Source organism: Gudongella sp. DL1XJH-153, assembly GCF_049310905.1.
Classification (GTDB): domain Bacteria; phylum Bacillota; class Clostridia; order Tissierellales; family Tissierellaceae; genus Gudongella.
Window position 1 is genome coordinate 25,637 of the sequence record NZ_JBMEMN010000004.1, and the last position, 20,387, is coordinate 46,023.

Below are 20,387 nucleotides of genomic sequence, written 5' to 3' on the forward strand. Positions count from 1 at the left end.
TTCCCTCCTAGTTTTTTTGTTATCATCTTTTTACTTATGTTAAATGTTGTTTTATATTGTTAAATCCATTATAAAACAATGAAAAATGTTTGTCAAACCATACAGATGGATTTTTAACTGACTCTTACAATATTTTTTGGAGTAACTCCTTCCAGAGCATCTAGAATATTTTCTGCAGCCAGTTTGGACATCTCCGTTCTAGCTTCAATAGTCGCATTTCCAATATGTGGTGTAAGCAAAACGTTATCCAGTAGCTCCAGTCCCTCAGTCACTTTTGGCTCAAATTCAAATACATCCAAAGCTGCTCCTGCTATCTCTTTACCAATTAAACTTTTGAGTAACGCTTTTTCATCCACCAAAGGACCTCTTGCAGCATTCACAAGATATGCTGAACTTTTCATCAGTTTAAACTCTTCTTCACCTATAAAATGCTGCAGTGACTTGTGGTAGCTTAAGTGAAGTGTTACTATATCAGATTCCTTCATCAGCTCTTCAAGGTTTCTGTATTTTGCTGAATACTCCTTTTCCTCAAACTCAGACAATCTGGTCCTGTTATTGTAGAGTATCTCCATTTGGAATCCCTTTGCTATTCTTGCAACGTTTTTTCCGATGTTACCCATTCCGATTATTCCAATTTTCTTGTCCTTAAGTTCTGTACCCAGGTGAAACATCGGTGCCCAACCTTTGAACTCGTTTGACCTCATTATTCTTTCACCTTCTGAAATTCTTCTTGTAATTCCGAGGATCAGTGCGAAAGTAAGTTCTGCTGTTGATACAGTTGAAACTAAGGGTGTATTGGTTATGATTATTCCATTCTCGCTTGCGGCAGCAAGATCAATATTGTCAAAACCTGCTCCGTAATTTGCTATTATTCTAATGCCAGGATTCGATTCAATCACTTCTCTATCTATCTTATCCGACAGGATGCAAAGAAGGGCATCTTGTCCCTTAATTCCCTCCATGATTTCTTTTTTGGAAAGTGGCTTGCCAGTTCTGTTCATCTTAACATTGTGCTTTTCTGACAGCTTCCTGAATGCAATCTCTGGAATTACTCCTGAAATAAATATATTTTTTTTCATATTATCCTTCCTTTCCAAAAATCTGTCGTTGCTTTTATCTTATGTATATAATATTATATTGATAGCCATTAGTAAAATTCATAATAATCATGATATTAATTCCATTTTGGAATAGGAGGCGTTTATGAATATAAAACAAATTGAGACATTCACAACTGTAGCAAATCATCTCTCCTTTACAAAGGCTTCTGAAGAGATGTTTATTACCCAGTCATCTGTCAGTAAGATGGTCAAGGCTCTTGAAGATGAGCTATCTGTGCAGCTTTTCTACAGGGCTCCCCAGATTCAACTTACTGATGCTGGCAAGGAGCTATACAAGTACTCAGTGGATATTCTCTCCATGCTCAATAGCATCCCTGTAGAAATCGGTAATCTTTCAGAGCTAAAGAAGGGTAAGATAAAAATCGGAATTCCACCCATAATCGGGTCTTCTTTTTTCCCAGCTGTAATAGGCAAATTCAAATCGGAATATCCTGAGATTGAAATCAAGTTAACAGAAGTGGGATCAAAGGTAATACTGGATGAACTGGATAATGGAAATCTGGATGTTGGTATTGTCTGTTCCTATCCTGCTGAAAAGGATGACTATCACATATATCCTCTTGTGAGGAGTCCACTTATGATAGGTGTTCACATTGACAATCCACTGGCTTCACAAAATAGCCTTTCATTTGCGGATCTTAAGGATGAGAGTTTTGTTCTGTTTAAAGAGGATTTTTCATTATATGATGCTATAATCGAAGGGTGCAAGCAAAATGACTTCACACCAAATGTAATCTGCAACAGTTCACAAAAGGACTTCATTCTGGAGATGGTCGCTTCAAAGATGGGTATTACCTGTCTCCCTCATATTACCTGTTCTCATGTGATGGACCAAAAACTAAAGTTCATACCACTTGTGGATCCAAAGATATTTCTTAATCTATTGATCATATGGAAAAAGAGCAGGTATATGAGCTATGCCAGCAAGGAGTGGATTCGCTTTACATCAGATGCTCTGGATATACGACTTGAAATATAGACAAGCAATAAAAAGCCCAGCCTCTCTATAAATGAGGTCGGGCTTGTGAGTATGCAATTATTCTTTTTTCTCTGGGATTATCAATACTGGGCAATGCGCACCCGAAAGCACCCTTTGTGATACTGATCCAAGGAAGAATCTTGTGATCTTGGAAAATCCTCGGCGACCCATTACTATAAGGTCATAATTCTCTTTTTCAGACATCTCAATAATCTCTTCGTAGGGTTCACCAACCAGTACCCTAATGTCATACTCCAATCCTTCAAGGTTCATCTCCTCAAGGAAATCTTTCATCGTTTCTTCTTGCTCTTCCTTCAACTCATTGCTGTATTCCTCTGATCCGAAAACTGTGCCTGCGCTACTATTACCCCTACCGAAAACATCTGGCTTCTTAGTTACAATAAGAAATGTAAGTTTGCTATTGTACTTTTTGGCAACTTCAATTGCCTTCTCAGCTGCATGTTCAGATGTAGGCGAACCATCAACCGGAACTAAAATCTTATCCATGAATTAACCTCCAATCCATATTACCATTTAATCACTTATTATTTATATACCCTTCGTTATCTCTGCTAAAAGTATTAACCGGATTTAGTGAACAGGAGGAGCACTATATTCTCTGGATATAAGATTTGAAACATAGACAATCAATAAAATGCCCAGCCTCTCTATAAATGAGGTCGGGCTTGTGATTATGCAAATGATTATGCTTTTTTCTCCGGAATTACGAGCACCGGACAATGTGCACCGGAAAGTACCCTTTGAGACACTGATCCAAGGAAGAATCTTGTAATCTTGGAAAATCCTCTTCGACCAATCACAATAAGGTCGAATTTTTCTTTTTCTGACATCTCAATAATCTCTTCGTAGGGCTCTCCAAGAAGAATCTTCGTGCCATACTCTATTCCTTCCAGGTTCAACTTTCCAATAAAGTTATCCATAGTCTTTTCCTGTTCTTCCTTCAACTCGTTGATATATTCCTTGGAGCCGAAGATTGTACCCGTGCCTCCGCTACCTGTACCGATTACTTCAGGCTTCTTTGCTACCAACAGAAATGTGATTCTGCTGTTGTACTTCTTGGCAACATCAATTGCCTTCTCAGCTGCATGCTCAGATGTAGGTGAGCCATCAACTGGAACTAAAATCTTATCCATAACGCTACCTCCAATCCAAATTACCCTCTTTCTTCTTATTAGTTATATACCCTTTGCAATATTTGTTAAAAGTATGGCAGGATATTTTTGCGAAAAAACAGCCTGTGCAAATACACAGGCTTTAGATTATAGTTTTTCCAATAGTTTTTCAGTTGCTATTATTGAGTGTGGTATTTCTGACCTTATGGTTTTTCTTGGGTCAACCACCTGGGAAATCTTCATATGGACTGCAATGCTTGCCAGTAGATATGCTTCTTCAAATTCCATATCCAAGACCTTTGATAGAATCTTAACGGCTTCATCAGTTGCATTGTAGATCGCATTGTCAACATCATAACCTGATGCAACCACCATCGTCGAATCTTCTGTTTGGATCAATGGCCAAGTCACATTCTTGTCCTTTATAACACTAACCCTAAGTTTTACACTTGCCGGTACCTCAAGTCCAGTAAAGCATATTTCCCCATCTCCCATAATTGCATGGCAATCTCCAAGTGCAAGCAGCGCTCCTTTTTGTCTGACCGGAAAGTATACTGTGTTCCCCTGGGCAATATCTGTTGTATCCATATTTCCACCATGTTTCCAAGGAGTTTCCGTTGGACATTCTCCGTCTTCATCCCCTGGAGCTACACCAATTACACCAATCATCGGTTTGATGGGAATCTTTAGTCCCTTGTAATGTGCGTATCCATCTTTAATCGGAATTATCCTGATTATGGGTTTCTTGGCCTTATCTCCAAGGATTCCTTCTCCTGGTACAACTCCTGCCACTCCCTTGTCTGCAACATTTATTTCCAGAATCTCCACCTTCAAAAGATCACCTGGTGCTGCTTCTTCAACATAGATTGGTCCTGTAGCTGGATTGATGTGGTCAAAATCAATCTCCATCAACACCTGTTCTTCATTCTCAATCTGTTGGTAAAAGCAGTCATTGGTTTCAACCAAGACCTCTTCTCCCGACTTCATTGTAAGTACAGACTTCATCTCCGTCTCAAAGGTATAGATAACCTTGTCTCCCTCTAGTTTGTGCATTTTACCCCTCCTTAGGATTATAGCCTTTTCAAATTGTATACCCAAACAATTATAGACTCACCACTTCATGTTTCTATAAATCGGTATCATAATTTGCCTTACCACTTCTTTTCACCTCATACAAGGATTTGTCGGCTTTAGCCATCAATTCTATGACCTCTTCTCCATCCTTGGGATAGAATGAAACCCCTATGCTACTTCTTATATAAATGGTCTTGCTTCTTTCGCCTAAATCATCATCTAATCTATATTTTCCAGTGATCTTATTGAAAATTCTATCCATCGATTTTAGAGCATCCTTAGGTTCCCTAATGTCATGAAGATAGATCAGAAATTCATCTCCCCCGGTCCTAATAATCAAATCCTTTTCTCTAAGCTCTTTTTTTATTCTTGATGCGATGTATTTAAGAACCTTGTCACCGGCTCTGTGCCCATGCTCATCATTGATTTCCTTAAAGTCATCCACATCCAGCACTGCCAGACAGCTGCTAAGCTTATTGTCCCTGGCATCTTCCAGTCGGTCAGATAGTATTGTATCAATAGCACGTCGGTTGTATGCTTTTGTCAATGGGTCTCGTTCAACCTTATCTTTTAATTCTTCTTCTACTTCTTTCCTTTCTGTAATATCATCTACAATGATATTGGCGCCGATTACCCTTCCATTTTCTTTGTTTGGGGTTAAATAAACTTTGACCCAGATATGTCTTCCCCAAGTGCTTTCATACGACATTTCAAAAATAATCTCTCTGTCATTATCAATGCACTCCTTAAGCTTTTCAGAGAAACCGCTTTTAATGAGTTTGGGGAATTCCAGAAGATTAATCTTTGCTGTCTTTTCATATGATGGTGAATCAATAATTTCTAGAAGCCTCTTGTTGGCGTATGTTATTTCTCCATTTGTGTTAGATGAGACAAATCCAACCGGAGCATATTCGGCAAGTGAGTAAAACCTTTTTTGACTTTCCTTTAAGGATTGTAAAATCCTTGTTTTTTCTATAAATAATCCCAGTTGTGACAGGTATAGCTTTAATAGACCCTGATTCTCCAATCTTTCATCCTTTGTGAATAGAAGAGTAAAATCACCAAGTACCTTTCCATCTTTCTCGATTTTTGCCACTACAACCTCTCCCAGTTGAAATGCTGTTATAAGTTGTTTCACAACTTCCTTTGAAATAGTACGACCTGTCAATTTATCCAAGGACTCAAAATGTGTTATTGCCCGACCTGCTGTTAATGCTTCTCTTGCAGGATCATAGGCCCATTTTCTTCCAACTATCTTTTGATTCATAAGTCTGAGTCCATTTTCAATCACTTTTGACTCTGCAAATACAGATACTGTAGTAAAATTCTTGCCATCATCATCGAATAGATTGAAAGCCGAAACTTCAGCTCCTGTAATTTCATGGGCTAGCTGGACGATTTTTTTGTAGTCCACGTCCTCACCCATGTTTTCCGAAAAGTATTTTGCTATTTCCTGTATTTTTTTTTCAAATGTCTTGTCTGTAAAAAGAGTTATAAAGCAATTTTCTTCTGAATAGTATGCTTTTATTTTAAAGTGTTTATTATACTCTTTTGAATAATCTTCAAACTCAATCATTTTCTTATCAATAATTACCTTCTCGTATATATCCACCCAAGCTCTTGCGTATTCTTCGTTTAATGCAATATCCCTGACAAACCGTTTATTGATTATATTTTCCTTCTTCAGACCGGTCTCCTTTTCAAAGGATTTGTTTACATCAAGAAAAATATAGTCAATCATTTTATTGTTATCATCAAAAACTGCTTTGTGATATGCAAATGCACAATCACTATTCTCTATGGCTTCAATATAGATGTTTTTATTCATGTCTCAAGTCCTTTCAAAATCTATTGGTATTGATGTATATAAGAGATTTCGCTCCACTATTGGTTTTTACCCTAAAAAATATTATCCCAAAATCCTCTTCTGTTCATTCTAGCTTTCTCCTGTGCTTCCATAAGGATATCCTCATACATCACATTTGGTGGATAGGTTGAAACAGCTGCCATTCCTTCTTCAAGTAGCATCCTGTTAAATAGTTTGCCTTCAAACCACACGTAAGCAAGAAGCCTTCCATATTGATCTCTCTCCTGAATATCAAGCTGGATTCCTACGTACGCTCCATCCAATAATTTTCTGGTAAAGCCAGCTGCTACTTCCCCACTTTCAGTATTTCTTTCTTGATCAGGGTGTACACTTTCTGGAGTATCTATCCCTATTAGCCTTACGGTTTCCTCGTCTCCTTTATAATGGACTACTATTGTATCCCCGTCAACCACCTTTTTGACCTTATACTCTCCATGATAATTTATTCTATCAGAATCTATATGGACAATCTGATTATCTCCATCCCAGCTTACCTGGGCATCCAGACTCTCTGCAATAAATCTTATGGGCATGTAGCTTTTATTTTCAATTATTCTGGGCGCCACCTCCATAATATGGTTCTGCCCATTTACGACGGCTGTAGGATTATCTATCGTTAGTTTAATAATACATTCAGGAAACTCACAAGTAATGCTTCTTGTTTCAGAATCCCAAGAAATAACTGCACCAAGGGTTGTCAGGACTCGTCTTACTGGCACTAGGGTCCTTCCATCCTCTATTACCGGCTTATGGTCCAATGACAGATGATGTCCGTTGACATACAGCTTTATCCCTTCCTCTGTATAGGAAGGAATTCCAGGTATCATATATGAAAGTAATATTCCAAGAATTATTATAAGTATAATTTTTTTCATGTGTCGCCCTCCACATTGATTATACTAGAAAAAAAGGCATAAAAAAAGGGAGGATTTCTCCCCCTTAAGAACTACTCTTAATCGTCATCTCTTTCATCATCATCGTCATCATCGTCGTCTTCATCTTCGTCGTCATCATCTTCATCATCGTCGTCTTCATCTTCGTCGTCATCATCTTCATCATCATCGTAATCTTCATACTCTACTTCAAAGTCGATAATATATCCTGTGTATGCATCGATCTCGATTTCATATTCTTTTCCATCGTATTTGATTTCGATTTCAAATTCGTAATCGTCTGATTCAAACTCTGTAATGATTCCGCCACCAACTCTTTCAAGGGCTATTGCTTTAGCCTCTTCTATTGATATCCTGTTTGCTGGCTCTTTCGATTCTTCTTTGTAATCATCATAATAGTCATCATCATCGACTTCAAGCTTTATAATATCACCAGACATTGCATTGATTTCCATTTCATACTCTTTTCCATCATATCTGATTTCAATCTCATACTTGTGGTCGTCTATCTCTAATTCTGTTATTGTTCCGCCGCCAACTTCTTCAAGTGCTATTTCTCTAGCCTCTTCTATAGATATCCAATTAGCTGACTCATTTGGTTCATCCTTGTATTCATCGTCATAATAGTCATCGTCATAATAGTCATCGTCATCTTCGACTTCAAACTTCATAATTTCACCACTTATTGCATGGATTTCTAGCTCATATTCTTTTCCATCGTACTTTATTTTCACTTCATACTCATCATCGTCTGATTCAAATTCCATGATGGATCCGCCGCCAACTCTAGTAAGAGCTATTTCCTTCGCCCTATCCATTGATATCAAATCAGCCGGCTCATTTGATTCATCCTTGTAGTCATCGTCATAATAGTTATCGTCATCATCATCTTCGACTTCGAATTTCATAATTTTACCAGTTATTGCATGGATTTCCAACTCATACTCTTTTCCATCATATTTGATTTTTACTTCGTACTTATTATCATCCAGCTCAATCTTTACAATTTCGCCGTCGGCTCTATCAAGTGCAATTTTTTCTGCTTCTTCACTTGAAATCATAACTCTGCCTTCGGTTGTAACTTCAGTTTTTCCCGAAGCAACTCTGAATAGACTCTCTATTGGAATATTATGGTCCTTGCTGTAATGAATAAGTTCTCTAACTGTCATCTCACCGATTTCATCTGCAGTAAGGTCGTCATCTATTTCATTGAGTCTGTGAGCTGCAAGTGCAACTCCAGTAAGTTTTTCTGCTTTTTCACTCTTTGAAATCGCCTGATTCAATACGGTTGCTTCAATTTTCTTGTTTTCAAGCATTGCTGCAATTGCAGAGTTAACTCTTTCAACAAGCTTACTGTCCATTGAATCGTCATCAACAGTAATCATGACAAAATTATCTTCTCCACCTTTTATGTGTCCGGTAAGAATCATAAGATCCACCAGGTCATTAACAGTTCTTTCAAGATTCTTATCCTTTGGATCAAAGTCTTTTAAAAGTTCTTCTGCGTCATCATTGAGTGGGTTGATTTCAACCACTCTGTCCAGTCTGTTTGTTACAATCTCGATACTTGGATTTACATCCATTGTAAGTGAATTTGATGGTTGAACTGCTACAAATCCCACCATTACTATTGCCAGTATAAAAATTGGAAGTGCGTAATAAATCTTTTTAAGTTTCATTTCTAGTTCCTCCTTTTTCTTTCTATACTTGGTTAACTCTTAAGGTCTTAATTTTATTGCACAATTTTTCAATTTTTATTATTTATTCGTCATCATCATCGTCTTCATCATCATCATCTTCGTCGTCTTCATCATCATCGTCTTCATCATCGTCGTCATCATAGTCATCGTCATCGTCATCATCATCATCGTCGTCATCATCGTCATCATCTTCATCGTCATGATCGTCATCGTCATGATCGTCATCGTCGTCGTCATCGTCATCATCATCATCATCGTCGTCATCATCATCGTCGTCGTCATCATCGTCGTCGTCATCATCATCACCATCGTCATCGTCGTCATCATCATCCAATGATTGTTCAGGTCGCGACGGTTCTTCTTGTGGCGTCTGTATTCTTTCAAAATCAGTAGAATCAATTATCTTATCCAAATCCAAGTTCATACCCTGGCTTAATCTTACAAGCTCTTCTATGCTTAAGTCCACCAGGTCCTCGATTTGAAATTCAGGGTTAAGGATAATAAGATTCCTAATAAATGTCATCTTGCTTGTAGATATGTTAAACTCATTTGCGTAGTTCTCAATTGTTGAAGTATTATCCAGCTTCTGTGAAAGAACTATCGGTTGAAGCTCCCTTTGCTGAAGGTATTCATGGATTCTTTTATCCAGATCTAACTTCTGCCTTTCAGCCTTGTCCTGATCATTATTGTAGACCGAGAGTAGCAGGAATTCATGGTCCTTATCAAGGTACCTTTCATTCATCATTCTATCAAGTATCTCATCTGTTAACTGGTATATTGTCATCCCCTTGTAATCAAGATTTTCTGCTAGTCTTTTTCCATCCTCGTTTTCAGCAATTATATCTATTACCTTGTCCTGTCTGTTTGTAACAAATTGAATGCTAGGGTTTACATCAATGTAAATTCGACTATCTGGCATCCTTGTCTGGTATTGCCAGCCAAAGAATACAAGCAGGAATGCTGCTACAACGGAAGCGTAGGGCAGGAACCTTTTAACAAGATGCACCCCGGAATCCTGCTTTGTTATTTCATCATGTCTTAGCATCTTTGTTCTAGGTTCTTCCTTTATTCTGTCCAGTATATCTATTGGCGCCTGATCTGCTGATCTTTTCAGACTATCCAGTATTTGATTATCTTTCATGCCCTCGCCTCCTTTCCTTCAAGGTAATCCCTGAGCTTCCTAAGTGCCCTGTGGTATTTTGAAAGGGTTGTGGATAAGTTAAGTCCAAGACCCTCAGCTATTTCCTTGTGTTTCATTCCCGATATTGCGTGGAGCATCACTATCTCCCTTTCCTCTTCAGTCAACCTTGAAAGGACTCCCTCCAAGACAATTCTATCGTCCATATCGGTTATGTATGAAAACCTCGTATCATCCGCAACCTCTTCAGGTTCCATGGAGATACTTCGCTTTTCCTTTCTTGTATTTGAATAGTGAAGATTTTTTGCTATGGTAAACATCCAGGCAAGGGGTTTGCCCATTGGCTTGTAAAGATGTGCTGCAGAAAGAATCTTAACATATGTATCCTGCATAAGGTCAAGAGCAACATCGTGATCCCTGGTCAAAGACACTGTATATGCATACATTGTCTTTTCTGTGATGGAGTAAAGCTCATCAAGAGCAGTCATATCATCCTTGGCAAGTCTTTTGAAAAGATTTTCGTCTATTTCTATTTTATTGTTTCGATTATTTCCTGAGTTGTCATCATAGACAAATGTAAATAGCAGCATCTCAATAGCTCCTTTGATAGTATAACCGTTGAATGGTCGATTTTATTGCATCACTACAGTTATTATTTTCCGTATCCGTAATTATATACCCAAAATAATCAATGCAAAGGTTCCGCTTCCTTTAGCGTCAAAAAACAAGGCCCGTCAAATTGACGGGACCTTGCTTTATTTTGGGTGTGGGGTGGCACACCTTTTGGGTTTTATCGATAATTAGTTGTTTGTATGGTTTAGTTTCTTCCAGGAGCTGAGCCTGAATTTCCTGGGCTTTCTGGTCTTCTAGATTCGTCAGTGTCGTCTTCATTTTCATCTTCAAAATCATTGTCGTCGTCAGAATCTACTTCTCTTGACTCTCTTAAAGATGTTCCTTCCTCCAATTTGTTTTCTAGTCCAGGAGGAGTATCTTTCTCTTTCTTTTCCTTATCGTCTTTATCTACCTGTCCCGGTGCATTTACACTAGGATTGTTTTTCTCGCCATTTCTAGCTGAAAATTCTTCCATGATTTTTTGAGACAACTTCTCTCCATCCTCTAAATTATCTTCTAGCTTATTCAAGTAGTTTTCTACGTATTGATCATCTTCTTCTTTATCTTCTATATACATAAGATTCTTGACGATATTTAATTTTCCAGGTGTTATGTCATAGTCATTTAATATAACTAGGTCTTCCTTACTAAGTCCATGAACTCTAGGAGTCTTATTCACTTCGTTTACTTCTTCTTTACCTTCCTCTAGCTCTGACCAGTATTCCTTTATTCTTTCCTGTAGTTTTTCTGCTGTTTGTTCTGATTCTTCCTTGTTGTCCGCATTTGCGGTGATTAAAATTTCTTCAAAATCATCGTAAACAAACTTCTCATCCTCAAGAATAAGAACTATTGCTTCTTCAATATTTCTGCCTTTATAAATTTCTGGATCGATGGCTTCAAAATAATCATTTTCATCATATTTTACTTTTATTACATTGCCCATTCTATTAACTTCAAAAAGATATTCTTGTTTCTCACCATCCATCACGCTAATCTCATATGCTGGTGTTGCATAAGCCCACGTGCCTGTTCCCACCATTGCAAATATCAACAGCGCAGCAACAATCGGTGCCCATCTTTTATGTGAAAAAATACCTTCCTTCATGTAAATCTCATCTCCTATCGAATAGTTCTTATTACGGACTCGTCTAACGGTACCGTCTTCCTTCATAACAACTGCTCTTTCTTTTATTATTTCAAGTATTACTGCCTTCATAGTTATTCCTCCTTGACATACCGCAGGTACTCTGAAAGATAGGGGTAATCCCCTGCCAGTATTTCCATTGCAGCTATTATATATTTACGATGCCTTTCGATTGTTTTTCGGGGTAGGGTGAGATTTTCTTCAATATTTTTTATTGGCAGTGTTCCTGTTCGTCTTATTTCAATGATCAAATCCTGGTACTTGATAAGGTACAAAAGTATTTCCTTGCATGCTTTTTTTGTCTTTTCAGCCTTAGGCGAGTTCTTGGCAATGTCTGAGAAGCTTAGCCCATATTCCCTTAGGGCTTCTCCAAGGGCGTGGATTTCCAGCCTCAAGTCGTCATTGTATCCTGTATCCTCAACATCATTGTACATGTCTTCAGTATGTGCATCTGCTGATTGTCTTCCGTTTATTCTGAACCAGTCAATCAGTCTGCTTCTAATTATCATTCCCGCAAAGGTCAGGAAGCTTCCCTTGATTGGGTCATATTTTTCTATTGCCTCTGAAAATGCAGTTAGAGCAACAGACCATTCGTCGTCACTCTTTGAGACAAAGTGTCTTGATGCCCTGGATGCAGATTTTAAAATAAAGGCTTCGTGAAGCTTAATGAAATCCTCCAGATCCCTTTTATTCTCTCTGATTTCTGAAATCTTTTTTTCCCTATCAAGCATTCCTATCCCTTCCTTATCTACCTTCTGCTATATTGTTACCACTGATTTTGAAATCTAATATTATTTTTAGATTACATCTCTACATAGTTGAGAGCATAGAACAACCCAATTGTAACAGATATAAATATTCTGCGCAATTGGGTTTTGCTTTTATCTATTTGAATCCTCCAGATACTCGATGTTTCCTTCCACTTTTTGCTCCGGTTCCTTTGGAGCAGGTGATGCAAATGATGCCAGCGCCCCTAGCACTGGAAATGCCATCATAATCAATAGTATTTCAGTGTATCCTCCGAAAGTATCGTATGCCATACCAAAGGGCAAGGGTCCCAGTGCTGAGCCCACTACCATCGAAGTCATCGTGATGCTACGTATGCTCCCAAGATTGACACTTCCAAAATAGTTCGGCCATATCACTCCTGTACTCACTGAGTCAAATGCCATGAATACTCCATGCAGCACTGCGTAGATTACAAGTAACGATGGACTGTTTCCCAGGAGTAATGCTGCTACAACTACCAAGTAGAGTATGTAGTTAAAACCCTTAACATAATGGACTTTTACATTGTCGACCACAAAGCCAGCTACAAATGTCATAGGAAACTGGCTAAGTGCCATAATACTTAGAATTGTTGCTGCAAAGGCAGATGAAAAGCCCTTTTCTCCAATAATTGATACTATGTGAAATGTTATCCCTGTATTGATCATCGATGGAATTGCCATGGTAAGGAGCAAGAACCAAAATGCTCTGGTCTTCATTGCTTCATCCAGTCTCCAGGGGTAACTGCTTACTTCGATTTTCTTTGCCGGTCTAAATCTGTTTTGCTCAATATCCTCATCTGTATCCCCATCTGGCTGAAGCCCTTTTTCTTCAGGGCGATTTCTAACAAGAGTCCATCCAACTGGTATCATTACCAAAAGCAGAAGTGCCGTCCAGGTTCTCCAGGCTATTGCAGCTCCAAAGTTTACCAGCATAAAGTTGTTCAACGGTGGGATTGCAGCTGATCCAATCACTCCTCCCAGAGCCATCAAACTCAGTGCCTTTCCTCTGTTTCTTAGAAACCAAGCAGGCACCAAGGTGTTTGGCAACAGTGTCATTGATCCCTGCCCTAGGAGTCTAATCATAAAGAAACCGATGATTAGCATCAAAGGAGTTCTTACAAAACTCATCCAGAGAGCGGCCATTCCAAGTGCAAATGCTATAATAGCCACCATTTTTCTCTGGCCATTTTTATCTATTGCTCTTCCGATTAAGGGAAGAGTAAATCCCGCAAAAAGGGTTGCCATGGAATAGTAGCTGGAAACTTCAGTTCTTCCCCAGCCAAAGGTCTCAACGTAATAATCTATAAATATGGATACGGAAAATGTCTGTCCTGGCCCTGAAAAAAACAGTGTCAGGGCTGCCACTGCCACAATAATCCATCCGTAATAGGGCTTTTTGTTCTTGTTTGATTTTATATTTTCTCTATCCATGGTCTGCCTCACTTTTAGTGGTTTTATACACCCAATGTTACAAAGTTATAGTATATCAGATATGGACTGTATTTGCACATAAAAGTGGCTCCCTTTTTAAGGGAGCCAAATCATTAAGCTGTAAACCAGCCTCTTGTATTGTTTGCTATCTTTACCAATAAGAGCATTACTGGAACCTCGACCAAGACTCCTACAACCGTTGCTACGGCTGCTCCTGAAGTTATTCCGAAAACTGAAATTGCTACGGCTACCGCAAGCTCAAAGAAGTTTGATGCTCCAATCATTCCAGCCGGTGCTGCTACATTGTGTGGCAGCTTCCATGCCTTTGCCCACATATATGCGATAAAGAAGATCAGGAATGTCTGAATTATCAAAGGTATTGCTATAAGAAGAATGTTCAGTGGATTATCAATTATTATCTGTCCCTGGAATGAGAAAATGATAATAAGGGTAAGAAGCAATCCTCCGATTGTTACATTATTGAATTTTGGGATATATACCTTTTCAAAGTATTCAAGTCCTCTGTTCTTTGTTATTACAGATCTTGAAACAACTCCTGCAACTAGTGGTATTACAACAAACAGCACTACTGAAAGAAAGAGGGTATTCCAAGGTACAAAAATATCGCTTACTCCAAGTAAAAGTGCCACTATTGGAACAAATGCAACCAGGATAATCAGGTCGTTTGTAGCCACCTGTACAAGGGTGTATGCCGGATTTCCTTTTGTAAGGTGACTCCAAACAAATACCATTGCCGTACAGGGTGCCGCTCCAAGAAGCACAGCTCCTGCAAGGTATTGCTTTGCTATCTCCGCATCGATTAGATTACTGTAGAATACATTGAAGAAAAGATAGGCTATTCCAAACATTGTAAATGGTTTTATCAGCCAGTTTGTCACCCATGTTACTATTAGACCTTTAGGATTCTCCCCAACCTGCTTGACGCTTTTAAAGTCAACCTTAAGCATCATTGGATAGATCATAAGCCAAATAAGTATTGCAACTGGTATTGATACACTATAATATTCAAATCGACTTAAAAATTTCGGGATTCCTGGAAGGTATACGCCTATTGCAACTCCGATAGCCATGCACAGTGCCACCCAGACTGTAAGGTACTTCTCAAAAAAACTTATTCCTGCTAGATTCTCTTTTGACATTTTATCGCCTCCATAAGAGTATTAATTATAAATTATTAAACAAAGATAGGACAAGCTCCTTTTCGTTGTTTATGGTCTGACATGTGTATGGGCTTTCAACATACGCCCTGCACTTTTCAAGGTCAGCTGTAAATATTTCCTCGGAGCTAAATTTATTGATAAGATATTCCATCAGCATCTTGTTTTCTCCCTTGAACTCGTTGCTTATTCTGTAGTGAATCCACTGTGCATCCTTATATCCTGTTATAATATTATTAGACTTAAGCTTCCCAAGATGTCTCGACACATTTGATTGTGTAAGATCAAGAATTACTTCGAACTCACAAACACAAAGCTCGTAATGAAATAGCAGATTAAGGATTCTAAGCCTGTTTTCATCTGCCAAAGCCTTAAATAGATTATCCAAATTTTTCACCTCTTATATGAGTATATTTGATTTCACTCATATACTAACAGCAAAATATGACGCTGTCAACATATAATATGCATATGCCAGGTGATTTTCTCACCTGGCCATTATACCTTACAGCATCTTCTTTATTTCCTCTACAGTTGGAACCTTTCCTTTGACCTTGACCTGTTCGTCAACAACCAATGCAGGAGTTGCCATGACGCCATATGACATGATTCCCTGTACGTCTTCAACCTTTTCAATTGTTGCATCGATTCCAAGCTCCTTTATAGCAGCTCTGGCATTCTCCTCGGTCTTCTGGCATTTCTTGCAACCTGTTCCCAAAACTTTAACTATCATCCAATCTTCCTCCTTTTAATTGTATACCTATATTCCTGTATTCCTGCTCAAGCAATTATCTTTTCGCAGGAACCAATAGCACTGAAACCGGTGACCTGCGAACCAGGTCATGACTTACACTTCCGATGAAAATTTCCTGTAGAAAGCCTCTTCCCTGGGATCCCATTACAACAAGTGTAGCATCTGATTCCTCGGTGTAGCCAATGATTTCATCAGATGGTTCACCATGTAGTATTTTCACTTCAACCTTTTCTGCTCCCGACTTGATAAGCTCCATTTCAAATCCCTGAAGCTTCTCCATAATCTCTCTTTTTGACTCATCTGCAATGTTCCTTTCAGCTACGTGTACAAGGCTGACCTTTTTCACTCCTGATTTTACCATTTCCAGGATCAGTCTAAAAGCCTCCTTTGAGTTGTTTGAGAAGTCTGTAGGGAATAAAACATGGTCAGCTATCTGGCATCTTTCGGTCAGCAGCTCATCTTCATAGGCTTTAGATATCCTGACAACAAGAACTGGAATCCTGGAATGATGTATGATTTTATACTCCATTCCTCCAAGGAATTTCTCCCTTATTATTGACTGGATTGTCCCACCTACTACGACCAAAGAGTAATCATAATCTCTGGCAAGCATATTTACCTCATCGTCGGCCTCTCCAAAATCAACGCTCTTCTCAACCTCATATCCCTGGCTTTCCAATATGACCTTTTGTTTTTCCGCGTAACTTTCCAAAGTCTTTTGATAAAACGATGATATCTTTGCCCCTCCTTCACTTGGATCCAGGCAGTACAATAGCAGACATTTTTCTGTTCCCAGCTTTTTCAACCCCTTCAAGCACTCTGTAATGTCATGCTCTTCAGAAGATGGTTCTGAGGATATTATTATTTTTTCAAACATCTTAATCCCTCCCTACTAAAGGATGTTCTACAGCAGTATCTAAATAGTTCACAATTTAATATTGTTTCACTAAATTTATACCCTGTTCAGAAAGACTTCCTGATTAAATAAACTGTATTCCAAATTTTTCTTTTTATATGAAAAAATGTCCAAATGAATTGAATGTATAACCAATTATTAGGATTCCTGCAGTCACAATTCCAGTAAATATGACAAGCAGCTTTGTCTTTACAACCTTCTTAAGCATAATAAGTGAAGGCAGGGAAAGCGCAGTCACTGCCATCATAAACGAGAGGGCTGTTCCGATTCCAACTCCCTTTGCTACAAGAGCTTCGGCAATTGGCAAGGTTCCGAATATATCAGCATACATGGGGATTCCCACCAATGTGGCCAACAGCACTGAGTACCATTTGTCCTGTCCGAGTATCGCCGATATGACACTTTCAGGAATCCAGTTGTGAATAAGTGCTCCGATTCCTACACCAATCAGTATATATAACCAAACCTTGTTTATGATGTCCATTACCTGATCTTTTGCAAATATTATCCTGTCATGCCTGGTCAGTTCTTCCTGTTCTGTATCCATCATATTGTTGTTGAATACAAATGGTTCAACATATTTCTCCAGTTTTGCCTTGCTTATGATAGAACCTCCGATTACAGCCAGGATCAATCCGACTATCACATATGCTATCGCTATCCTCCAGTTAAATATACTTGCAAGGAGTAATACTGATGCAAGATCCACAAGTGGAGATGATATGAGGAATGAGAATGTTACTCCAATTGGAAGCCCGGCACTTGTAAATCCTATAAACAAGGGAATTGAAGAGCAGGAACAAAATGGTGTTACTGTACCGAGGAGAGCTCCCAGGATATTTGCTGATATGCCTTTGTATTTTCCAAGTATTTTTCTTGTTCTTTCAGGGGGAAAGAAGCTTTGGATATACGAGATGGTAAAAATAAGAAATGATAGCAATATGAATATCTTCACAACATCATATATAAAGAAGTGAACACTTCCACCAATTCTTTCATTTATATCAAGTCCAAATACGTTTTCTACAAGCAGCTCCACAAGTTCGTATAGCCACTCCATTTTTAACAACTGGCTGTTAAGCCAACTAAAAATTGCCACGTTATCACTCCTAGTCTATTAAAGTATTGACAAAGGGTTACACTTGTTAAGGTATTTCTCCTTTTCACCAAGTCTGTCGATATCTTCCTGAATCTGGGGATACTCCTCCAGATTTTCAAGAATTCCCTGTATTATTCGATTAAGTATTTGATTGTCCTTTTTAAGTGTGTAAAAGACGAACTTTTCCTTCCGCTCATCCTCAACAAGATTGAGATCCCTTAATTTTGAAAGGCTTTTGGATATCTTTGGCTGTGACAACTCCAATACCCCTTCAAGCTCACATACACACAATTCTTCCTTATAAAGCAATACTACAGCTCTTAGTCTTGTCTGATCAGATAAAACTTTAAAAATATTTGTAAGTTGATCCATATTTATCTCCTCTCAAAATGTTTTTAAGACATGTTCATATGCACTTATGTGTATATGTATATATTACTCCCTTGTCAATTGCTTGTCAATCCTTTTTGGAAAAGTTTTTCAAAGAAAAAACGTCAATTATTTTTAAATTGACGTTAATCTTAGCTTCTAATATTTGGATTCAATTTCCTTTATTCTATCGTAAATGTCCTGGTTTATTGGAGTGGGTACACCGTGCTTTTTACCATACTTCAATACTGTACCCGCAAAAATCTCAACTTCTGACTTTATTTTATGAATACCATCATATCTCATTGATGGCATGCCTTCTGGATTTAGAGAATCAATCAGTGAAACGTAGTAGTCTATGTCAGCCTCTGTTATTTTGATATTTTCCTTTTCGGCCAGAGTAATTACTTCCTTCATTGCATCAATCATAAGGTCTCTTGCAGGACCCGGCTTTTGGATTGTGTCGTAGTTTCCTTCATAGATCATAAGCACTTGATTTACTCCTACATTGAGCATAAATTTGCTCCACAGTCTCCGCATTACATCCTCTTCCAGCTTATATGGAAAACCTGTTCTGTCGAACATCTCAAGGACTGTTTCCAGCCTTTCCTTTTTTTCTTCTATTTCCTTGTCTATTCCTATCCGTACTTGACCCATTTTCGTGTAATCCAGGTTGTGTCCTGTTCTTATTGGGTCCATTCCTTCGGCAATGGTATAGATCACTTTCTCTTTTCCCAATGCTTCTCCTATTATCTCTTCACTGGTTATTCCATTTAGCAGCGATATGATTATTGTATCATCCGAAACCTTGTTCCTAACAATTTCAACAGCATCCTCCAAACCCGTTGATTTGACTGCAAATATTATAAGGTCTGCCGGACTGTCTTTCTCATTTTCTGATACAAGCTTAAAATCATATTTCTTCCCGTTAATATGTCTTTCCACACCGGAATACCTCTTTAATCTTTTTTCATCCATTACAAATTCGACATTCTCCCTGCCCAGCTTATCCATCAGAAAACTGCCAAATATAAGACCTAGTGACCCCATTCCTACTATTGATACCTTTTCTATAGTCAAATTCCCACACTCCTTTCGAGTATCTCCATAAATATTAAATATGATTATACCACTTTATTGGCTAATGTAGTAATGGTTGTTTTTATTTTTGCTTAAATATAATACGCCAACCATAATTTATGGCTGGCGTATTAAAGTTAAATGGCAAGGGGGTTTTAAGTTTTTATTACTGTCATTGGAATGATCTTGGGCTTCTACCCTTCATAAGCTCCTCAAAGATTATTCCATGACCCATTGTTGTTGGATGCGGGTCGATCAATACTGGTGGGTAACCATCTGTCCAAGTAAGCTTAAAGGCAACTGCATCAGGTTCCTTGGCGAATGACTTTTCAACTTTTGCTACCATTGCCCTGTTTTGTGTTTTCATTATTGCCTTATTCATTGGTCTGACAAGCTCCTCATATCGATGATACAAATCTAGATTATCCTCTTCTTCGATTGGGTTGTAAAGGGTCATGGCTATTATATGGGCATCTGGATTGAGTTCTTCGATTTCATCAAGTATTGCTGGCCAGTCTGACAGGAATTGTTCTGTCCTGGCTTCAAGCGCATATCCCAAGGTGCCAGGGTCAGAGCTTAAGGCCGATGCTGTAAATGCTGCCAGCCTCATGTTCCATGCCATCTCCCCTTCAGCCCCTATTTCCCCCAAAAGAGCCTGAATAAAGGCCCCTGATGATGGATATGATGAAGGGTCTACTTCGTACAGCTCAGCAACTGCACCAATTACAGGTGTCAGCAGGTTGTTTCCTCCTATGCTTATGGTTATAACATCGGCTTGCATTACAAGACCTTTAAGTTGAGTATTTTCTTGTAATGCCTCCAGCAGCTCCATACTATCCAGACCTTCAACACCTGCATTAACTGCACCGCCAGCTTCTGGATATGGCCAGTTCTCATCCAGTCCATAGTTGTCCTCAAGATATTTGGCATAACGTTCAAAATAGCTCAATCCAGGTGCTGCACTGAGACCATATGCTATTGAATCTCCAATGTTTAGATATCTAAGTTGCATGTCTACTTCTGGCATTTTTGCAAATGCCTGTACTGGTATCGCAATAAGTAATACTAAAATCATTATGATAGGTAGTAGTTTTTTCTTCATAAATTCATCGCCTCCACGATACTAAAA

Annotated in this window: 21 protein-coding genes; 1 reads left to right on the forward strand and 20 read right to left on the reverse strand. The window is 38.5% G+C overall.

Annotation, left to right across the window (positions count from 1 at the left end):
* Positions 1–113: 113 nt before the first annotated feature.
* Positions 114–1,079: an NAD(P)-dependent oxidoreductase gene (locus ACOEN1_RS03180; RefSeq protein ID WP_422484974.1), complete on the reverse strand. Its 966-nt coding sequence runs from the start codon at positions 1,077–1,079 to the stop codon at positions 114–116.
* 124 nt (positions 1,080–1,203) lie between these two features.
* On the opposite strand from ACOEN1_RS03180, the gene ACOEN1_RS03185 reads away from it, so the two are divergent.
* Positions 1,204–2,100, forward strand: a complete 897-nt coding sequence (locus ACOEN1_RS03185) for a LysR family transcriptional regulator (protein ID WP_422484975.1) — start codon at positions 1,204–1,206, stop codon at positions 2,098–2,100.
* 57 nt (positions 2,101–2,157) lie between these two features.
* Here ACOEN1_RS03185 and ACOEN1_RS03190 read toward each other — a convergent pair whose 3' ends face one another.
* From ACOEN1_RS03190 to ACOEN1_RS03280, 19 genes are all read right to left on the reverse strand, one after another.
* Positions 2,158–2,607, reverse strand: coding sequence for a universal stress protein (locus ACOEN1_RS03190; RefSeq protein ID WP_422484976.1), 450 nt, complete (start codon positions 2,605–2,607; stop codon positions 2,158–2,160).
* A 197-nt stretch (positions 2,608–2,804) separates the two neighbouring features.
* The gene (locus tag ACOEN1_RS03195) at positions 2,805–3,254 is read right to left on the reverse strand and encodes a universal stress protein (protein ID WP_422484977.1); all 450 of its coding nucleotides are present in this window, start codon (positions 3,252–3,254) and stop codon (positions 2,805–2,807) included.
* Positions 3,255–3,380: 126 nt separating this feature from the next.
* On the reverse strand, positions 3,381–4,286 hold the full coding sequence (locus ACOEN1_RS03200; RefSeq protein ID WP_422484978.1) for an acetamidase/formamidase family protein: 906 nt from the start codon (positions 4,284–4,286) through the stop codon (positions 3,381–3,383).
* Positions 4,287–4,359: 73 nt separating this feature from the next.
* The gene (locus ACOEN1_RS03205) at positions 4,360–6,135 is read right to left on the reverse strand and encodes a diguanylate cyclase (RefSeq protein ID WP_422484979.1); all 1,776 of its coding nucleotides are present in this window, start codon (positions 6,133–6,135) and stop codon (positions 4,360–4,362) included.
* Between the two features lie 71 nt (positions 6,136–6,206).
* Positions 6,207–7,049, reverse strand: coding sequence for a stalk domain-containing protein (locus ACOEN1_RS03210; protein ID WP_422484980.1), 843 nt, complete (start codon positions 7,047–7,049; stop codon positions 6,207–6,209).
* Positions 7,050–7,126: 77 nt separating this feature from the next.
* Entirely contained in the window at positions 7,127–8,746 is a 1,620-nt protein-coding gene (locus tag ACOEN1_RS03215; protein ID WP_422484981.1) for a PepSY domain-containing protein, read from the reverse strand.
* Between the two features lie 82 nt (positions 8,747–8,828).
* On the reverse strand, positions 8,829–9,908 hold the full coding sequence (locus ACOEN1_RS03220; protein WP_422484982.1) for an anti-sigma-I factor RsgI family protein: 1,080 nt from the start codon (positions 9,906–9,908) through the stop codon (positions 8,829–8,831).
* Positions 9,905–10,495: an RNA polymerase sigma factor gene (locus ACOEN1_RS03225; RefSeq protein ID WP_422484983.1), complete on the reverse strand. Its 591-nt coding sequence runs from the start codon at positions 10,493–10,495 to the stop codon at positions 9,905–9,907. The genes ACOEN1_RS03220 and ACOEN1_RS03225 overlap by 4 nt, the downstream gene beginning before the upstream one ends.
* 227 nt (positions 10,496–10,722) lie before the next feature.
* Entirely contained in the window at positions 10,723–11,733 is a 1,011-nt protein-coding gene (locus ACOEN1_RS03230; protein WP_422484984.1) for an anti-sigma factor domain-containing protein, read from the reverse strand.
* A gap of 2 nt (positions 11,734–11,735) precedes the next feature.
* Positions 11,736–12,392 (reverse strand): sigma factor, encoded by a 657-nt coding sequence (locus ACOEN1_RS03235; RefSeq protein WP_422484985.1) that lies wholly within the window; start codon positions 12,390–12,392, stop codon positions 11,736–11,738.
* A gap of 150 nt (positions 12,393–12,542) precedes the next feature.
* Complete coding sequence (locus ACOEN1_RS03240; protein ID WP_422484987.1) at positions 12,543–13,862, reverse strand: MFS transporter; 1,320 nt, start codon at positions 13,860–13,862, stop codon at positions 12,543–12,545.
* A 113-nt stretch (positions 13,863–13,975) separates the two neighbouring features.
* Entirely contained in the window at positions 13,976–15,022 is a 1,047-nt protein-coding gene (gene arsB / locus ACOEN1_RS03245; protein ID WP_422484988.1) for an ACR3 family arsenite efflux transporter, read from the reverse strand.
* Positions 15,023–15,047: 25 nt separating this feature from the next.
* On the reverse strand, positions 15,048–15,428 hold the full coding sequence (locus ACOEN1_RS03250; RefSeq protein WP_422484990.1) for an ArsR/SmtB family transcription factor: 381 nt from the start codon (positions 15,426–15,428) through the stop codon (positions 15,048–15,050).
* 117 nt (positions 15,429–15,545) lie between these two features.
* Complete coding sequence (locus ACOEN1_RS03255) at positions 15,546–15,773, reverse strand: thioredoxin family protein (RefSeq protein WP_422484992.1); 228 nt, start codon at positions 15,771–15,773, stop codon at positions 15,546–15,548.
* A gap of 55 nt (positions 15,774–15,828) precedes the next feature.
* Positions 15,829–16,671 carry a universal stress protein gene (locus ACOEN1_RS03260; protein WP_422484993.1) on the reverse strand — a complete coding sequence of 281 codons (843 nt, stop codon included), beginning with the start codon at positions 16,669–16,671 and terminating at the stop codon, positions 15,829–15,831.
* A gap of 133 nt (positions 16,672–16,804) precedes the next feature.
* Positions 16,805–17,770: a permease gene (locus tag ACOEN1_RS03265; RefSeq protein WP_422485064.1), complete on the reverse strand. Its 966-nt coding sequence runs from the start codon at positions 17,768–17,770 to the stop codon at positions 16,805–16,807.
* A gap of 57 nt (positions 17,771–17,827) precedes the next feature.
* Entirely contained in the window at positions 17,828–18,181 is a 354-nt protein-coding gene (locus ACOEN1_RS03270; protein WP_422484994.1) for an ArsR/SmtB family transcription factor, read from the reverse strand.
* A gap of 156 nt (positions 18,182–18,337) precedes the next feature.
* A complete protein-coding gene (locus ACOEN1_RS03275; protein WP_422484995.1) occupies positions 18,338–19,258 on the reverse strand; it encodes a ketopantoate reductase family protein in 921 nt (306 codons plus the stop codon).
* A gap of 172 nt (positions 19,259–19,430) precedes the next feature.
* Positions 19,431–20,360 carry a GDSL-type esterase/lipase family protein gene (locus tag ACOEN1_RS03280; protein ID WP_422484996.1) on the reverse strand — a complete coding sequence of 310 codons (930 nt, stop codon included), beginning with the start codon at positions 20,358–20,360 and terminating at the stop codon, positions 19,431–19,433.
* Positions 20,361–20,387 lie beyond the last annotated feature (27 nt).